Annotated in this window: 15 protein-coding genes; 7 read left to right on the plus strand and 8 right to left on the minus strand. The window is 74.4% G+C overall.

Annotated elements, in window-relative coordinates; all coding sequences use genetic code 11:
• The first annotated feature begins 6 nt into the window (after nucleotides 1-6).
• Entirely contained in the window at nucleotides 7-2,871 is a 2,865-nt protein-coding gene (locus tag ACFYYT_RS19155) for a DEAD/DEAH box helicase (protein WP_351825902.1), read from the plus strand.
• Complete coding sequence (locus ACFYYT_RS19160) at nucleotides 2,868-4,073, plus strand: SWIM zinc finger family protein (protein ID WP_351825893.1); 1,206 nt, start codon at nucleotides 2,868-2,870, stop codon at nucleotides 4,071-4,073. The genes ACFYYT_RS19155 and ACFYYT_RS19160 overlap by 4 nt, the downstream gene beginning before the upstream one ends.
• Here the strand turns inward: ACFYYT_RS19160 and ACFYYT_RS19165 are convergent.
• Nucleotides 4,057-4,602: a hypothetical protein gene (locus ACFYYT_RS19165; RefSeq protein WP_351825894.1), complete on the minus strand. Its 546-nt coding sequence runs from the start codon at nucleotides 4,600-4,602 to the stop codon at nucleotides 4,057-4,059. The two genes, ACFYYT_RS19160 and ACFYYT_RS19165, sit on opposite strands and share 17 nt — an antisense overlap.
• A 126-nt stretch (nucleotides 4,603-4,728) precedes the next feature.
• Here ACFYYT_RS19165 and ACFYYT_RS19170 point away from each other — a divergent pair, with 126 nt between their 5' ends.
• Nucleotides 4,729-5,433 (plus strand): chaplin, encoded by a 705-nt coding sequence (locus tag ACFYYT_RS19170; protein WP_351825895.1) that lies wholly within the window; start codon nucleotides 4,729-4,731, stop codon nucleotides 5,431-5,433.
• 73 nt (nucleotides 5,434-5,506) lie between these two features.
• On the opposite strand, the gene ACFYYT_RS19175 is transcribed toward ACFYYT_RS19170, so the two are convergent.
• Both ACFYYT_RS19175 and ACFYYT_RS19180 read right to left on the minus strand, forming a co-directional pair.
• A complete protein-coding gene (locus ACFYYT_RS19175; RefSeq protein ID WP_351825896.1) occupies nucleotides 5,507-6,160 on the minus strand; it encodes a DUF2293 domain-containing protein in 654 nt (217 codons plus the stop codon).
• Between the two features lie 120 nt (nucleotides 6,161-6,280).
• Nucleotides 6,281-7,726, minus strand: coding sequence for a WGR domain-containing protein (locus ACFYYT_RS19180; protein WP_351825897.1), 1,446 nt, complete (start codon nucleotides 7,724-7,726; stop codon nucleotides 6,281-6,283).
• A gap of 92 nt (nucleotides 7,727-7,818) precedes the next feature.
• Here ACFYYT_RS19180 and ACFYYT_RS19185 point away from each other — a divergent pair, with 92 nt between their 5' ends.
• On the plus strand, nucleotides 7,819-8,505 hold the full coding sequence (locus ACFYYT_RS19185; RefSeq protein WP_351825898.1) for a uridine kinase: 687 nt from the start codon (nucleotides 7,819-7,821) through the stop codon (nucleotides 8,503-8,505).
• A 129-nt stretch (nucleotides 8,506-8,634) separates the two neighbouring features.
• Here the strand turns inward: ACFYYT_RS19185 and ACFYYT_RS19190 are convergent, their stop codons facing one another.
• A complete protein-coding gene (locus tag ACFYYT_RS19190; protein WP_388608583.1) occupies nucleotides 8,635-9,555 on the minus strand; it encodes a carbohydrate kinase family protein in 921 nt (306 codons plus the stop codon).
• Complete coding sequence (locus ACFYYT_RS19195) at nucleotides 9,552-10,484, minus strand: pseudouridine-5'-phosphate glycosidase (protein WP_351828949.1); 933 nt, start codon at nucleotides 10,482-10,484, stop codon at nucleotides 9,552-9,554. The genes ACFYYT_RS19190 and ACFYYT_RS19195 overlap by 4 nt, the downstream gene beginning before the upstream one ends.
• A 214-nt stretch (nucleotides 10,485-10,698) precedes the next feature.
• On the opposite strand from ACFYYT_RS19195, the gene ACFYYT_RS19200 reads away from it, so the two are divergent.
• Nucleotides 10,699-11,073 carry a cupin domain-containing protein gene (locus tag ACFYYT_RS19200; RefSeq protein WP_351828952.1) on the plus strand — a complete coding sequence of 125 codons (375 nt, stop codon included), beginning with the start codon at nucleotides 10,699-10,701 and terminating at the stop codon, nucleotides 11,071-11,073.
• On the opposite strand, the gene ACFYYT_RS19205 is transcribed toward ACFYYT_RS19200, so the two are convergent.
• The 3 genes from ACFYYT_RS19205 to ACFYYT_RS19215 all read right to left on the minus strand — a co-directional run bounded on the left by ACFYYT_RS19205 (nucleotide 11,063) and on the right by ACFYYT_RS19215 (nucleotide 14,217).
• The gene (locus ACFYYT_RS19205; RefSeq protein WP_388608644.1) at nucleotides 11,063-12,256 is read right to left on the minus strand and encodes an MFS transporter; all 1,194 of its coding nucleotides are present in this window, start codon (nucleotides 12,254-12,256) and stop codon (nucleotides 11,063-11,065) included. The two genes, ACFYYT_RS19200 and ACFYYT_RS19205, sit on opposite strands and share 11 nt — an antisense overlap.
• Before the next feature lie 327 nt (nucleotides 12,257-12,583).
• Nucleotides 12,584-13,147 (minus strand): methylated-DNA--[protein]-cysteine S-methyltransferase, encoded by a 564-nt coding sequence (locus tag ACFYYT_RS19210; RefSeq protein WP_351828955.1) that lies wholly within the window; start codon nucleotides 13,145-13,147, stop codon nucleotides 12,584-12,586.
• Between the two features lie 98 nt (nucleotides 13,148-13,245).
• Complete coding sequence (locus ACFYYT_RS19215; RefSeq protein ID WP_351828958.1) at nucleotides 13,246-14,217, minus strand: glycerophosphodiester phosphodiesterase family protein; 972 nt, start codon at nucleotides 14,215-14,217, stop codon at nucleotides 13,246-13,248.
• Between the two features lie 200 nt (nucleotides 14,218-14,417).
• Here ACFYYT_RS19215 and uvrB point away from each other — a divergent pair, with 200 nt between their 5' ends.
• Nucleotides 14,418-16,577 (plus strand): excinuclease ABC subunit UvrB, encoded by a 2,160-nt coding sequence (uvrB, locus tag ACFYYT_RS19220; protein WP_351828961.1) that lies wholly within the window; start codon nucleotides 14,418-14,420, stop codon nucleotides 16,575-16,577.
• Between the two features lie 91 nt (nucleotides 16,578-16,668).
• Nucleotides 16,669-17,247 carry a TerD family protein gene (locus ACFYYT_RS19225; protein ID WP_351828963.1) on the plus strand — a complete coding sequence of 193 codons (579 nt, stop codon included), beginning with the start codon at nucleotides 16,669-16,671 and terminating at the stop codon, nucleotides 17,245-17,247.
• Nucleotides 17,248-17,327: the final 80 nt, after the last annotated feature.

A 17,327-nucleotide genomic window follows, 5' to 3' on the forward strand; every position in this document is an offset into this window, starting at 1 on the left:
TCGGCGCTGCTGCGCCGGGCCGCGGTGTTCCTGCCCGCCGCCGTCCCCCGGGAGGGCCGGGTGGCCTTCTGGTGCCCCGAGGGCGACCCGCTGCCCGAGACCGGGGGTGGCAGCCCCGGGCCGCTCCAGGTGGTCCGGCCGCACGGCGACGGCGTCCGTACCCGTACCGTGCCCGCCCTGACCCTGTCCCTCACCGAGGCCCTGCCGGTGCTCGCGCGGGCACCCCACAGCCCCGCCGCCCACCCCGCCACCCGAGCCTGGGGCACCGCGGCCCGGTTCGCCCTGCTCCTCGTGGCGCGCGGCCGGCTGCTGCCCGGGCTCACCCCGGAGGGGATCGACGCCTGGCGCGCCGGGCCCCTCGAAGCCGGGGACGTCGCGTACCTGCGCGCCGTCGCGGCCGCCCTCCCGTACGAGGGGTACGCCACCCCGCTCGCCGGCCGCCGCCCGCTGACGCTGCCCGAGCCGGAGGCCCTGGTCCGGGCGTTCCTCGACGCGGTCGCCGACACCCTGCCCCGCACCCCGGCCGCGCCCTTCGCCGCCGGGCTCCCCTTCGCCGCGCGGGAGCCGCAGCGGGTGCCCGGCATACAGGAGTGGGCCGCGCAGGTCGCGGCCGGCGCCGATGCCGGGGTGGGCGTCTCGCTGCGCCTGGACCTGTCCTCCTTCCGGCTGTTCGACGAGGCCGAGCCGGAGGACGTGCGCCGCGCCGGGGCCGCCGTGGTGCAGGTGCACAGCCTCGCCGACCCGACGCTGGTGACGGACGCCGCGCAGCTGTGGGCCGGGGCCGCGGCCGCCGGGTTCGGACCGCGCGCCCGGATCGACGCCGTGCTCGCGCTGCGCCGGGCCGCGCGGGTCTGGCCGCCGCTGCTGCGCCTGCTCGACCAGTCCGTGCCCGATGCGCTGGCCCTGTCCGACCCGGAGCTCGAAGACCTCCTCGGCACGGCCGCGCCCCGCCTCGCGGCGGCCGGCGTACCGGTCCACTGGCCGCGCGAGCTGGCCCGTACCCTGTCCGCGACCGCCGTCGTGCGCCCGGTCGCGCCGGGTTCCGCCACCGACGGCACCGCCTTCTTCGACGCGGCCTCGCTGTTCGCCTTCTCCTGGGAACTCGCGCTCGGCGAGGACCGGCTCACCCCCGGCGAGATGGACGCGCTCGCGCAGGCGCACCGGCCCGTGGTGCGGCTGCGCGACCAGTGGGTCCGGGTCGATCCGGAGCTGGTGCGCAAGGCGCGCAAACGGGAGCTCGGGCTGCTGGACCCGGTGGACGCGCTGGCCACCGTGCTGACCGGGGCGGCCGAAACCGACGGGGAGACCGTGCCCGTGGTCCCGGCGGGGGCGCTGGCGGCGCTGCGGGACCGGCTGACGGGGGAGTTGCCGGTAGTGGCGCAGCCGGTGGGGCTGAAGGCGGTGTTGCGGGATTACCAGTTGAGGGGTCTGGCGTGGCTGGACCTGATGACGTCGCTGGGTCTGGGGGGCTGTCTGGCGGATGACATGGGTCTGGGCAAGACGGTGACGCTGATCGCGCTGCATCTGCACCGGGGCCGGGCGGAGCCGACGCTCGTGGTGTGTCCGGCGTCGTTGCTGGGGAACTGGCAGCGGGAGATCGAGAGGTTCGCGCCGGGCACGCCGGTGCGCCGCTTCCACGGCTCGGCCCGCAGCCTGGAGGGCCTGGAGGCCGCGCCGGACTCGTCGGGCTCGGACTCGGGCTCGTCCGGCTCGCCGGGCGCGTCCGGCCCGGCCGCGGGCTTCGTGCTCACCACGTACGGCACGATGCGTACGGCGGCGTCCGAACTGGCCGCCGTTTCCTGGGGCATGGTCGTCGCGGACGAGGCCCAGCATGTGAAGAACCCGCATTCGGCGACCGCCCGCGCGCTGCGCACGATCCCGGCGCCGGCCCGGGTGGCCCTCACCGGGACCCCCGTCGAGAACAACCTCTCCGAACTGTGGGCCCTCCTCGACTGGACCACCCCCGGCCTGCTGGGCCCGCTCACCACCTTCCGGGCCCGCCACGCCCGCCCCGTCGAGCACCAGCAGGAGGAGGACGGCGGCAACGAGGCGGCCGTCGCCCGGCTGGCGGCGCTGGTGCGGCCGTTCCTGCTGCGCCGCAAGAAGTCCGACCCCGGGATCGTTCCCGAGCTGCCGCCCAAGACCGAGACCGACCACCCGGTGTCCCTGACGCGGGAGCAGGTCTCGCTCTACCAGGCGGCGGTGGAGGAGGCCATGGCGGTGATCGAGTCGAGCGAGGGCATCGCGCGGCGCGGCATGATCATGAAGTTGCTGGCCTCGCTGAAGCAGATCTGCAACCACCCGGCGCAGTACCTGAAGGAGGAGCCGCCCCGGATCCCGCACCGTTCGGGCAAACTCGCGCTCCTGGACGAGCTGCTCGACACGATCCTCGCCGAGGGTGGCTCGGTGCTGGTCTTCACCCAGTACGTGACCATGGCCCGGCTCCTGGAGAAACACCTCGCCGCGCGCGGGATCCCCACCCAGCTCCTGCACGGCGGAACCCCCGTACCGCGCCGCGAGGAACTCGTCGACCGCTTCCAGTCCGGCGAGGTCCCCGTCTTCCTGCTCTCCCTCAAAGCCGCCGGCACCGGCCTCAACCTCACCCGCGCCGGACACGTCATCCACTACGACCGCTGGTGGAACCCCGCCGTCGAGGACCAGGCCACCGACCGCGCCTACCGCATCGGCCAGACCCAGCCCGTCCAGGTCCACCGCATCATCACCGAAGGCACCGTGGAAGACCGCATCGCCGACATGCTCCACGCCAAACGTGCCCTCGCCGACGCCGTCCTCGGCTCCGGCGAATCCGCCCTCACCGAACTCACCGACCGTGAACTCGCCGACCTCGTCTCCCTGCGGAGGCCCGCGTGATCACCGCACGGGACGACCGGCGCCGCACCTTCGACACGGTGCCCGCGGGCGTGGAAGCGGCGACCTGGTGGGGCCGGGCCTGGGTGGCGGCCCTGGAGGCGCGTGCGCAGGACGCCGCCCGGCTCGCCCGGGGCCGTGCGTACGCCTCCGAGGGGCACGTCGACGCCGTCACCGTCACCCCGGGCCGGATCGTGGCCTACGTCCGGGGCAGCCGTGCCCGCCCGTACCGCACCGAGCTGTCGCTGGCCGCCTTCGCGGACGGCGAATGGGCCGAACTCCTGGAGGCGGTGGCAGCGGACCCGGCGGCCCTGGGAGCCCTGCTGGAGCGGGAGGTTCCGCGCTCCCTGGCGCAGACGGTGCTGCCCGGCGCGGGCGAGCTCCTCGCGCGCTGCTCCTGCCCCGATGTGGCACGGCCGCCCTGCAAGCACGCCGCGGCGCTCTGTTACCGGGCCGCCCGGCTGCTCGATACGGACCCCTTCGTCCTGTTGCTCCTGCGCGGTCGCGGGGAGCGGGAGCTCCTGGAGGAGCTGGCCCGGCGCAACGCCGCCCACGCCGCGCGCGAACGGCCCGGCTCCACACCGGACTTCCCGGGCGTCCCGGCCCGCGCGGCGGCGGCCCGCACCGCCCTGCCCCCGCTGCCGGCCGCGCCCGCCGCGCCCGCCGCCGTCGGGCTGCCGCCCGCCTACCCGGCCGACCCGGCGGCCCCCGACCCGCTGGCCCTGGACCAGCTGGCCACGGACGCCGCCGCCCGCGCCCTCGCCCTGCTCACCACCGGATCCGATCCGACCGGGGGGCTCACCCTGTGGCAGGACGCCGTACGGCTGGCCTCCGCGCACCCCACCGCCGGCCTCACCGGCGCCGCGCGCAGCCTGTACCGGGACCTGGCCCGGGCCACCGGGCGCACCAGCACCGACCTGGCCCGCGCCGCCGCGGCCTGGCGGCAGGGCGGCCTGCCCGCCCTCACCGTCCTCGACGAGCCCTGGGATCCGCCGGCCGGCCCGTTCGACCGGGCCCGTCCGGCGCTCCTCGCGGCCGGTCTGGAGTCCTTCCGTCCCGACCGCAACCGCCTCACCGCCCGGACCCGTCAGCTCCGTCTGAGCCGCGAGGGCCTCTGGTACGGCTACGAGTCCCGCCCCGACACCGAGGACTGGTGGCCCACCCGCGCCCCCGCCTCGCCGGATCCCCTCACCGCCCTGCGCTGACCTCGGCCGCCCAGCCGGCCAGGGCCCGGAAGTCGCGTTCGCGCAGGCCGAGCCGGGGATGGATGCGCAGGAGCAGGGCCGGGGAGGGATGGTGGGCGGCCACCCAGGCCCGGTCCGCCGGGGTGATCATGTCGTCGACCCAGGCGAAGGGACGGCCGGCCGCCCAGTCGAGCAGGGGCCGGGTCTTCCAGAACAGCCCGTCGGGATCGCGTGCGAACAGTTCCGGCCAGTCGATGACGGGCAGGTCGGGGGGCAGTCCGATGTGCGGCGCGATCAGGGTGTTGGCCTGGTGCGTCCATGCCGTGGCCCACGCGAGTTCGAACGGGAGCGCCAACAGGCGGGCCCCGTGGGCGGGATGGAGCCGGACCCGGATCCCGCGCCGGGCGCGCCGGGACTCCGGGTCGCGGTAGGAGAGCCAGACGTCGGGTCGCATCCGGTGACTCGTGTACCCGCGCAGGCCGGCGAAGGGATCACGGAACGGATTGAGGGGTCCGTCCACATCGAGCAGGAGCAGCGGTCGTTCCGTCATGAAGTAGGCACTACCCAGTACACGATGGAGTGAAATGCCTACTGGCTCTATAACCCGAATGGGTTCAAGGCGTTGTTTCCGGTGCGGACAAGATGTCCGCGAACCCTCCGGAAGGCAGGAAAACTGATGCGTCACAGTCGTCGGAACGGCTTGATCGCGGCGATGGTCGCGGGCGGTGGACTGGCGGTCGCGGGGGTGGGTGGCCTCGCCCACGCCGATGCGGACGCGGGCGGGCAGGCCGAGCGTTCGCCGGGACTCCTCTCGGGCAACCTGCTGCAACTTCCCGTGCAGACCCCGGTGAACGTCTGCGGGAACACCGTCAGCGTCGTCGGGGTGCTCAATTCCGCGAGCGGCAACCGATGTGCCAACGGGCCGGGGGGCGGGGGGAATCCCGAGCCCAGGCCCGCCCATCCGTCCGGATCGGGGGACACGTCGAAACCGGGGTCGAGGAACGGCGCGGGGGCCGTCGCGGACGGGCGCGGAAAGGATTCCCCCGGTCTGCTCTCCGGCAACGGCCTCCAGCTCCCCGTCGACTTGCCCGTCAACCTCAGCGGCAACTCGGTGAGCGTCGTCGGGGTCGGCAACGCCTCCCAGGGCAACACCGCCGTCAACGGTGAGACCCCCACCACCGGCAAGCCCCCGCAGCCGCCCGTCACGGCACGGCCCGTCACCCCGCCCGCGCCCACGGCCCCGGCGGTCCGCACCGTCGCGCCGCGCGAGACCACGGCACTGGCCCACACCGGCTCCGACGGGCTCGGCTACCTGCTGCCCGGCAGCGGGGGCCTGCTCCTGGGCGGCGCCCTCCTCTACCGGCGCTTCCGCCTCAACTGAGGGACGGCCCCGGGGCGGTGCGCGGGTCCGGCCGCCGCGCGGTGGCCGGACCCGGGCGCCTGCCCGGCGGTGCTCACGACGCCGCGCGCCAGCCGTCCAGCACCGCGTCGATCTGCGCCGCGAGGCGGGCCCGGGCCGTGAAGCGGGGAACACCCGCCATCAGCAGGGCGTCGTAGTCGGTCTCGGTGTGCCGGACCGCCGCGCGTACCGCCACCGACACCGCCTGTTCGTCGAGGGCCCGGCCCGCGGCGGTGCGGCCGACCCGGCCGCTGCCGCGCACCGAGGCGTGCGCCGCGATGGCATGGGCGCGGCCGGGCGGACACCGGGGGAACAGCCGCAGGATCTCGGCGGCGAACGCCGCGGTGAACCGGACGTCCTCGGCCGCCCTGCGCAGCCGGTCGCGCTCCCGGCGGCGGGCGCGGGCGTCCGCGTCCGCGAGGCAGGCGCGTTCGGCCCGGGCCAGGGCGGCCTCCTCGACCAGCAGCCCCTGACGCTCGTAGCGCCGCCGCCCCCGGTGCCGGCGCACGACCACGGCGGACAGCGAACTGGCCTCCCGGGCCCGCCGGGTGAGCGCCGTGTCGCCGCGCGGGAGGTACACGAGGTGCCCCAGATCGGCGCAGTCCAGACAGCGGGGCACGCCGGCCTCCCGCACGAGGTGCCGCAGCGGGCCCCGGCGGCAGTCGGCGCACTGGATCTGCTTCTGCGACTCGAACACGACGAGACTCATACGGTGGTGATACCGCCGGCCGGTGCTTCTCTCACCTCGCACGGACGGGCAATCGGGCCCGGCCCGCGCGGGGCGGTGCCGTGGTGACCCCCGTCCGCCACGGCACCGCACCGCCGGGGCTCAGACCAGCCGGCGGATCTCGCCGCGCACCCGGTAGAAGCCCCCGGCCGCCGGGTGCAGCCCGTCCACCACGTACCGGGCGCCGGGCTCCCGTATCCCGCGCGGGAACTGCACGTTCCAGCTGGACTCGAACCCTTCCGACACCACCTGCACCCGCATCCGGCCGTTCTGCTGGACGCACTCGACGACCACCGTGCCCGCCGGGACCGCGGCCGACCGGACCGTCGCCACCGCGGCGGCCGACGCCGCCGGGGTGAACACCGGCAGGGCGGCGGCCGACTTGACGTCCATCGCCGCGGGCACCGACCCCTGCTGGGCCGCCGCGATCGCCGCCTCGCTCGCGTCCACGCACACCAGCGAGCCGTCCGTGGTGACGAGATAGAGCCGTCCGTCGAAGTACTGCATCGACAGGGCCGCCCCGCTGCCCGTGCCGAGCTTCCAGAGCCTGCGCCCCCGGGCATCGAAGCAGTACACCGAGGAGGCGAGGTCGCCCGCGAACACGTGCCGCCCGTCCGGGGAGGTCGCGCAGGAGTACACCGCCGCGTCGCACCGGTACGAGGCCTCCACCGCGCCCGTCGCCTTGGACAGCCGCTGCACGGTGTTGCGCCCCGTCCCCGCGTACACGGCGTCCCGCTCCTGCCAGCCGAAGAGCACCGAGCCGTCGGTGTCCGTGTGCCACAACTCACCGCTGCCGTCGGGGGCGTACGCCGTCACGCCCTGGCTGTGGCCGTGGTAGACGGCGCTGTCGTCCGCCCGGACCATCCAGGCGTTGGAGCCCGCGGACCGGCGCGACCACTGGAACTCGTCCTCGTGGTCGATGACGGTCAGCCCGCCGGCGCGGTCGGCCACGTTCAGCACGCCCTCGCGGATGTCGAGCCAGAAGATGTCCACGTCCGCCGCGATGTCGTACGCCCCGAACGGCACCTTGGAGGAGAGGTCGTAGACCGTGCCGTCGTCACAGCCGGCGTAGATCCAGAACTCGTCGGCGACCAGGCACTTGACCCCGTCCGGCAGCGAGTACCGGGCCAGCACCTCACCGCCGTGGCTCACCGTGTAGACGTCGCCCGCCTGGTTGCCGACCCAGCAGCGCTCCTCGTCCACGTGGATGCCGAACGCCGAGGAGCCCGTGCGCATCCGCCACAGCACCGGCGCGACCGCACGCGCCGTGGACGGCGTGGAGGTGACCTGCCTGCGGGTCACCGCGCGGGCCGCGCGGGCGCCCCGCACCGCCGGCGCGTATCCCTTGCGGACCTTCTCGCCGATCTTCTTGGCGGCCGCCGCGCGGGCCTTGTCCGGCGTGGGGAACGAGGAGCTCTGCACCTGGCCGGCCCCGCCGATGCGGCCGTAGCGCACCGAGACGGCGGTGCCGTCGACCGTCACCTCGTAGAACTTGTGCGCCGCGCCGTCCTCCTGCGACAGCTCCAGGTACGTCGTCTCCCGAGCCATGACAGACCCCTCCCCAAGAGCGGGGCCAACGGCTCCTGTTCACCGGTGATCCCTCGTGAAAAAAGCTAAGGCCGAGCACTGACAATGGGACGGTGAAGCTGGAAGCGATCACCTGGCAGCGGATGGCCGAGCGGCTCGCCGCCCACCTCGACGGTCAGGCCGGGGACGGCGGGGGCGGCGGGGACGGCGGGGCCGTCGGCGGCGGGCAGGAGGCGGTCTGGCAGCGCGTCGGCATCGACGGCGCCCCCGCCGCCGACACCGGGCTGCTCGCGGGGCTGCTCGCGGACGCGCTGCGGTCGCGGGGCCGCTCGGTGCTGGTCGTCGGCGCCGGGGGGTTCCTGCGGCCGGCGTCGCTGCGGTACGAGTTCGGGCGGCAGGACGTGGACGCCTTCCTCGGGGGCTGGTACGACACCGGCGCCCTGTGGCGGGAGGTGTTCGGACCGACCGATCCCGGCGGGAGCGGACGGGTGCTGCCCGACCTCTGGGACCCGGTGACCGACCGGGCCACCCGCAGCCCGTACACCGCGCTGCCGCCGGGAGCGGTGCTGATCGTGCACGGACCGCTGCTGATGGGGCACTGGTTCCCCTTCGACCTCAGCGTGCACATCAGCCTGTCGGCGGGGGCGCTGGCGCGGCGCACGGAGGAGGGCGCGCGCTGGACGCTGCCCGCCTTCGCCCGGTACGCGCGGGAAACCGATCCGGCGTCGGCGGCCGACGTCCTGGTCCGGGCCGACGATCCACGGCACCCGGCGTGGAGCGGCTGCCCGGGCGGGGGATGACGGGCCCGGGGCAGCGCCTGGGCGGGGCGGCGCGGCGGGCCTGCCGGCCTCCCTGCCCGCTCCGTCCGGCGGCTCCGTCCCGCACCACCCGTCACGTCGTGCCGCGGGCGGCCCCCGGCTCCGGGCCGGTCAGTCTGGGCGGCCGCCCAGGCGGGTCACCGCCCGGGCGGCCGCGCGGCAGCCCGCCGCGGCGGCGGCGGCCGGGTCGGCGCCCGCCAGCCGGGCCGCCAGGAAACCGCCGGTGAAGGCGTCACCGGCGCCCGTGGTGTCCACGGCGTCGGCCGGCCGCGCCGGGACCTCGGCGGTGACCCGGCCCCCCTCCGCGACGAGCGCGCCCCCCGTGCCCCGGGTGACCACCACCAGCGGTACCCGCCGGCTCAGCTCGACGGCCGCGGCGGCCGGATCGGGCAGGCCCGTCAGCACCCGGGCCTCGTCCTCGTTCGGCAGCAGTACGCCGGCCCCCGCCACCGCCGCCAGGAAGCGCCCGGCGCCGAGCACGGCCAGGAAGCCCGCCGACGCCGGGTCCACGCTGACCGGCACCCCCCGGGTCCGGGCGGCCCGCAGTGCGACGAGGGCCAGCTCCCGGCTGCTCTCCGCGAAGAAGAGGTACCCCGACAGGTGCAGGTGCGCGGCGCCGTCCAGCAGCGCGGGCGCCCAGTCGGCGGGGCACAGCCGCAGCGAGGCCCCGCTGTCGGTGAGGAAGGTCCGCTCCGCGTCCTTGCCGACCAGCGCCACCACCGTCCCGGTCGGCTCCACCGGGTCCACCACCAGCCGGGGCCGGACCCCCGCGTCGACGAGGGCCCGCTCGTGCCAGCGGGCCGACTCCGCGCCCACCCGGGCGAGCAGACGCACCTCCGCGGCTCCCGAGCGGGCCGCCCAGCAGGCCGCGTTCGCTCCCGCGCCGCCCGGCAGCGTACGGATCCGGGCGGCGGTGTCGGTCGCCGGAGCGAGGGGCTCCGTGTGGACCGCCACCACGTCCGTGACCACGTCCCCGACGACCACCAGCGCCCCCGGTATCCCGGGTGCCCCCGGTCCCCCCGGTGCCGTCATGCGCGGGCCGCCCAGGCGCCGGCGATGAGGGCGCCGAGGCGTACGTTGCCCCGTACCGCCGCCAGGTTCGCCTCCAGGGAGGCTCCGCCGGTCGCCCGTACGAGGTGGTCCAGCAGGAACGGCGTCACCGCCTGCCCGGTGATCCCGCGCGTCCGGCACTCGGCGAGCGCCTCGGCCAGGACGCGGTCGTGCAGGGCCGGGTCCAGCTGCCGCTCCCGAGGTACCGGGTTGGCCACCACGAGCGCCGCCGCCGGTCCGCCGAGCGCGTCCTGAGCGGCCATCACCGCCGCCACCTCCCGCGGGCCTTGCACCGTCCAGTCGACGGGCTCGCCCGAGTCGGCCAGGTAGAAGCCGGGGAAGCGGCGCGTCCGGTAGCCGAGGATCCCGACGCCGAGGGTTTCCAGCCGCTGGAGGGTGGCCGGCACGTCGAGGATCGACTTCACCCCCGCGCACACCACCGTGATCCGGGTCCGGGCGAGCAGCGCGAGGTCCGCCGACTCGTCCTGGGAGCGCGTCCACTCCCGGTGTACGCCGCCCAGCCCGCCGGTTGCGAAGACCCGCAGCCCCGCCCGCGAGGCGAGCAGGGCCGTCGCGGAGACGGTCGTCGCGCCGGTCGCCCCCGTGGCCAGGGCCGGGGCGAGGTCGCGGTGGCCGAGCTTGCGGACGCCCTCACCTGCGGCGATCCGCTCCAGTCCGCCCTTGTCGAGGCCCGCGTACGCCACCCCGTCCAGCACCGCGACCGTCGCCGGAACCGCGCCCTCCGCCCGGACCAGGGACTCCAGTTCCAGGCCCACCTCCAGATTGCGGGGGCGCGGCAGCCCGTGGGCGATGATCGTCGACTCCAGGGCGACGACGGGCCTGCGCGCGGCGAGCGCCTCGCGCACCTCTTCCGACAGGACGGGGACCTCGGTTGCTCTGTGCTGTGGCATGTCCCCATCCATGGCACGGGTTCCGCGCCGCCAAACTCGCCCGGCGCGCTCCGGCGCGAAGCTGTCCGAGTCGCGTCCCCGCCGTCCGGGCCGCGCCGGCCGGAACCGGCCGGAACCGGCCGGCCGGGCTCGACGGAGTGACGGGTGCGCCGCGTCCGCACTGGACGCTCTGATCACCCCGGGGGCGGGGGAGCCCGGATTAGGCTGACGCGTCATGAGCACCAGTGATCACCCCGCCCCCGGCTCCTTCGCCGTGTCCGTCGCGGACGTACCCGACTCCGAGCTGGAGGCCGAGGACCTCGACCCCGCGCAGATCGTCTCCGGCGCCCCCGTGGTGACCGGCCGGGTGCTGTGGGAGGCCGAGGACGGCTCGCAGGTCCGGGGGATCTGGCAGATCACCCCGGGCGTGGTCACGGATACGGAGGCCAACGAGCTGTTCGTCGTGGTCAGCGGCCGGGCCACGATCGAGGTCGAGGGCGGCGCGACGCTGGAGGTCGGCCCGGGCTCGGCCTGCGTCCTGCGGGAGGGCGACCGCACCACCTGGACGGTGCACGAGACCCTCCGCAAGGCCTACCACATCAGCTACTGACGCCCTTCGCGGTCACGGGGTGGCGCCGTGAGGTGAACAGGGCGAGCGCCGCCATCGGCAGCAGCAGCGCGGCGCCGATCGCGTTGAGCCAGCCGTATCCCGCCTGGGACATGACGAGCCCGGACGCCGCCCCGCCGAGCCCCGCGGCGGTGTTCATCGTCAGGTCGCTCAGGCCCTGTACGGCGGCCCGCGCGGGCTGCGGCACCGAGTCCGTGAGCAGCGCCGATCCGGCCACCATCCCGGCGGACCAGCCGAGGCCGAGCAGGAACAGGCCCGCCGCGCTCTGGGCGTGGTTGCCGTGCGCGGTGCCGGCGAGCAGCGCGGCGACCGACAGCAGCCCCGCCGCGAGACCGATCACGGACAGCCGGCCGAGCCGGTCGGCGAGCCACCCCATGACGGGGGAGAAGGCGAACATGCCGGCGATGTGGCCGCTGATGACGAGGCCGACCAGCTTGAGACCGGCGCCGTGGTGCCCGAGGTCGACGGGGGTCATCACCATGATCGAGACCATGGTGGTGTGGGACACGGCGACGGTGAGCAGCGCGAGCCGGGCCCTCGGGGAGGCCCGTACGGCGCGGACCCCGGCGCGCAGCGAGCGGCTCTGCCGGGACTGTTCCGCGGGTTCGGCCAGGGCCCGGGCCGTCAGCAGCGGGTCGGGGCGCAGGAACACGGCGATCAGGGTGCCGGTGAGGACGAAGACGGCGGCGGCCCAGACGAAGGGGCCCGCCGTCTGGGGTATGGAGGTGCCGGCGAAGCTGGAGCTGGCGGGGGCGGAGAGGTTGGGGCCGAGCACGGCGCCGAGGGTGGAGGCCCAGACGACCACCGAGATCGAGCGGGCCCGCCGGTCGGGCGCGGCGAGGTCGGCGGCGGCGAAGCGGGCCTGGAGGTTGGCGGAGGAGGCGGCGCCGAAGGCGGCCATGCCGAGCATGAGCAGCGGGAAGCTCTTGACGGAGGCGGCCAGGACGACGAGGACGGCGCCGAGCGTGCCGATCGCGTAGGCGACGACCAGCCCCGGCCGGCGGCCGCGTGCGGTCATCAGCGCCGCGAGGGGGAGGGAGACCAGGGCGGTGCCGATCACGGAGGCGGTGGAGGCGAGTCCGGACAGCGCCTCGGTCCCGCTGATCTCGGTGGCCAGGACCGGGGCGAGGGCGATGCTGATGGGCACGCCGAGGCTGCCGATCATCTGGCTGGCGATCAGCACCCCGGAGATCCGGCGCTGGAGCCGCGGCAGCTCCGCCGCGTCGGGGGTCGCCGCGCGGGCCTGGACCGCCGCCGTCGCGCCGCCGGCATCGGCGGGCGCGGTGGCGTCGCCGACGCCGCCGGGGGTGACTTCGGGGGTGGAGGTCACGCCCGGCACCCCCTTCGCGGACACGCGGGATCGAGGTCCGGGGCGGGGGTGCGCGCGGCGGTGCGCGCGGGGAGGCCGGATGCGGCGGCAGTAGTCACCGCGGCAGTTTCCCACCCCTTACCGCGCGGCGGAACAGGGCGGCCCGGGCGGATAACGCGCAGGTCAGAAGAGGGGCTGCGGAAGGACTCCCTCCAGCGCGAGCAGCATCCGCTTGGTCTCCACCCCGCCCCCGAAGCCCCCGATGCCCCCGTCGTTCTCCACGACCCGGTGGCAGGCCACGACCAGGGGCAGCGGATTGGACCCCATGGCATTGCCCACCGCCTGGGCCGCCCCCGGCTGCCCGGCCCGCGCGGCCAGCTCCCCGTATCCGACCACCGAGCCGTATGGGACCGAACGGTCGAGCTCCAGCAGCACCTGGCGGTTGAAGCCGGAGCTGAGCCGCCAGTCCAGCGGGAGTGCGAAGCGGCGCAGCTCACCGGCGAAGTACGCGTCGAGCTGGCGTATCGGCTCGGCCAGCAGGACCTCCTCGCCCGGGGCCGGGCGCCGGGCGTCGGCGCCGAGCCGGGAGACGAGCGAGCCGATCATCCGCTCGGCCCGCTGCGGCCCGGCGTGGAACTCGACCCGGACCAGGCCCTCGGGGGTCGCGGCCAGGAGGAGGGGACCGATGTCACTGGGGACGACGGTCCATTCGAGGTGCGGCCCGCGGGGCCGCTCGGTGCTGTCCACGCCTCCACGGTACGGCGCCCCGCCGACAGCCCGGCCCGCCCCGGCGGCGCCCGGGCCCCGGCCTCCGGCCCGCCCCGGCCCCCGGCCCCCGCCCCGGCTCAGAAGCCGCCCACGGCCTCCCGTACGACGTCCGGCATGTTGGTGATGATCCCGTCTACGCCCATCTCCCGGACCTTGCGGGCCGTCGGCGCGTCGTCCACGATCCAGGTGTCCACCTCCATGGCCTTGCCGTGCGCGCCCCGCAGGCCGTGCACCGCCTTGACCCAGTCGGCCGTGATCGTGGTGTGCCAGGGGTTGATCCGGTCGGTGAACTCGGCGTACCGGGGCAGCTCGGCGACGGTCGGGGTGCCCAGGAAGGCCGTCACCAGGTCGGGCCGCAGCCGGTGCACGATCCGTACGGAGTCGGCGCTGAAGCTCTGCACCACCAGCCGCTGGGAGACGTGCTTGGCGTCGAGCCAGCCCAGCTCGCCGAGCAGCTTGAGGGTCTGCTCCTCGATCCCCGGGTAGAGCTCCGGCTTCTTGATCTCCAGCAGCAGCCGCTGCTGGTTGTCCTGGACCCGGTCCATGTACTCCCGCAGGGTCGGCACCCGGGCGCCCGCGAACGCCGGGTCGAACCAGCTCCCCGCGTCCAGCCGGGCGATCTCGGCCGCCGTGAAGTCCTTGACCAGCCAGGGCTTGCGATCGGGGAACAGCTGTTCGACGTTGGTCGTGCGGGCCAGCGAGTCGTCGTGGATCACGACCAGCTCTCCGTCGCGGGTCCGCTGGACGTCGTTCTCGACCCACTTGAAGCCCATCCACATGGCCCGGTCGATCGAGTCGATGGTGTTCTCCGGGGCGTAGGCCGAAGCCCCCCGGTGGGAGTAGACGACCGGGCCCAGGAAGCGCTGCTGGCCGGTGGCGGCGCCGGAGGCGGAGGCGGGGGCCGGGGCGCCCGGTGCGCCGGTGGAGCGGGGGGAGCCGGGGGAGCCGGGGGCGCCCGGCGCGGCGGCCGCGGCCCCCGCGCCCAGCAGGCTGAGGGCGAGGCCCAGGAAGGCGGCGGCTGCCGCGGCGGCGGGTCGGACGACGTACATGGGCGATCTCCTCGGGTCGTGAGCCCTGCTCTGCCTCAAACGGGTGCGGAGCGACAGACGTTGCGGCGACGCACCCGCCGGGCACCGGCGGCGAGCCCTTCCACCGCGATCATGGGCTTGATGATCACGGCCCCGCCACCGAACTACGACAAACGGACCAGACCGTGCCGAGTGTCAGTGGGGGGCCGTACGGTTGACCCATGCGGCCCGTATCGAAGATCGAACGCACGGTGGCGCCTTTCGAGGTCGTCAGCCCCTACCAGCCCAGTGGCGACCAGCCGGCGGCCATCGCCGAGCTGGAGAAGCGCATCCGTGCAGGTGAGAAGGACGTCGTACTGCTGGGTGCGACGGGCACGGGCAAGTCGGCGACCACGGCCTGGATGATCGAGAAGCTCCAGCGCCCCACCCTCGTCATGGCGCCGAACAAGACCCTCGCCGCCCAGCTGGCGAACGAGTTCCGCGAGCTCCTGCCGAACAACGCCGTCGAGTACTTCGTCTCGTACTACGACTACTACCAGCCCGAGGCCTACGTACCGCAGTCGGACACCTACATCGAGAAGGACTCCTCGATCAACGAGGAGGTGGAGCGGCTGCGCCACTCCGCGACCAACTCGCTGCTGACCCGGCGCGACGTGATCGTCGTCGCCTCCGTGTCCTGCATCTACGGCCTCGGCACCCCGCAGGAGTACGTGGACCGGATGGTCCCGCTCAAGGTCGGCGAGGAGATGGACCGCGACCAGCTGCTGCGCCGCTTCGTCGACATCCAGTACACCCGCAACGACGTCGCCTTCACCCGAGGGACCTTCCGGGTGCGCGGCGACACCATCGAGATCTTCCCGGTCTACGAGGAACTGGCCGTCCGCATCGAGATGTTCGGCGACGAGATCGAGGCCCTGTCCACCCTGCACCCGCTGACCGGCGAGGTCATCAGCGAGGACCGCGAGCTCTACGTCTTCCCCGCCAGCCACTACATCGCCGGGCCCGAGCGCATGGAGAAGGCCATCGCGGGCATCGAGACGGAGCTGGCCGAGCGCCTCGCGGAGCTGGAGAAGCAGGGCAAGATGCTGGAGGCCCAGCGGCTGCGCATGCGCACCACCTACGACCTGGAGATGATGCGCCAGATCGGGTCCTGCTCCGGCATCGAGAACTACTCGCTGCACATGGACGACCGCGAGCGCGGCTCCGCGCCCAACACCCTGATCGACTACTTCCCCGAGGACTTCCTCCTCGTCATCGACGAGTCCCACGTCACCGTGCCGCAGATCGGCGCCATGTACGAGGGCGACGCCTCGCGCAAGCGCACCCTGGTCGACCACGGCTTCCGGCTGCCGTCCGCCCTCGACAACCGGCCGCTGAAGTGGGAAGAGTTCCAGAAGCGCATCGGCCAGACGGTCTACCTGTCGGCGACCCCCGGCAAGTACGAGCTCTCGCGCGGCGACGGCTTCGTCGAGCAGATCATCCGCCCCACCGGCCTCATCGACCCCGAGGTCGTGGTCAAGCCCACCGAGGGCCAGATCGACGACCTGGTGCACGAGATCCGCGCACGCGTGGAGAAGGACGAGCGGGTCCTGGTCACCACCCTCACCAAGAAGATGGCCGAGGACCTGACCGACTACTTCCTGGAGCTCGGCATCCAGGTCCGCTACCTGCACAGCGACGTCGACACGCTGCGCCGCATCGAGCTGCTGCGCGAGCTGCGCGCCGGCGAGTACGACGTCCTGGTCGGCATCAACCTGCTGCGCGAGGGCCTCGACCTGCCCGAGGTCTCCCTCGTGGCGATCCTCGACGCCGACAAGGAGGGCTTCCTGCGTTCGGGTACCTCCCTCATCCAGACCATCGGCCGCGCCGCGCGCAACGTGTCCGGCCAGGTGCACATGTACGCGGACCGGATCACCCCGGCGATGGAGAAGGCCATCGAGGAGACGAACCGGCGCCGCGAGAAGCAGGTCGCCTACAACACCGCGAACGGGATCGACCCGCAGCCGCTGCGCAAGAAGATCAACGACATCGTCGCCACCATCGCCCGTGAGGAGCTGGACACCGAGCAGCTGCTCGGCACCGGCTACCGGCAGGCCAAGGAGGGCAAGGGCGCCAAGGCGCCGGTACCGGCCCTCGGCGGCAAGGCGGCGGCGGGCGCGACGAAGGCGGCCAAGGGCGGCAAGGGGGCCAAGGGCGCGAAGGCGGCCGAGGTGCTCACGGACCGGCCGGCCGCCGAACTGGCCGCGCTGATCGAGCAGATGACGGAGCGCATGCGGGGGGCCGCGGCGGAGCTCCAGTTCGAGGTCGCCGCACGCCTCCGCGACGAGGTGAGCGAGCTCAAGAAGGAGCTCCGGCAGATGAGGGAAGCGGGTCTCGCCTGACCCGGGGCCGGTCAGTAGGGTTGGGGCGCACAGCCACGGTTACACGCTGCGCGCCCGTTAATGGGGGCGGGCTACGGAGAGGGGACAGCGCGTGACGGTCAACATGACCAAGGGTCAGGCCATCAGTCTGCAGAAGTCGGACGGCGGCACGCTGACCGCGGTCCGCATGGGCCTCGGCTGGCAGGCGGCCAAGCGCCGCGGACTGTTCGGCTCGCGGACCCGGGAGATCGACCTGGACGCGTCGGCGGTGCTCTTCGCCGAGAAGCAGCCGGTGGACGTGGTGTTCTTCCGGCACCTGCAGAGCGACGACGGCTCCGTCCGGCACACCGGTGACAACCTCGTCGGCGGCGTCGGCCAGGGCGGGGACGACGAGGCGATCCTCGTCGACCTCCAGCGCGTGCCGGTCCACATCGACCAGATCGTCTTCACGGTGAACTCGTTCACCGGCCAGACCTTCCAGGAGGTGCAGAACGCCTTCTGCCGCATCGTCGACGAGACCAACGGCCAGGAGCTGGCCCGTTACACCCTGGACGGCGGCGGCCAGTACACCGCCCAGATCATGGCGAAGGTCTCCCGGGCCGGCGGCGGCTGGCAGATGACGGCCCTCGGCAACCCGGCCAACGGCCGGACCTTCCAGGACCTGATGCCGGCGATCCTGCCGCACCTGTAACGACGGCGGCCTCAGCGGTAGCAGGAGCAGTAGCAGTAGCAGTAGCACCAGCAGTACGGAACAAGAGAAGAAGGCACGGG

Origin of the sequence: Streptomyces sp. NPDC002032 (assembly GCF_042890765.1) — a bacterium.
Lineage (GTDB): Bacteria > Actinomycetota > Actinomycetes > Streptomycetales > Streptomycetaceae > Streptomyces.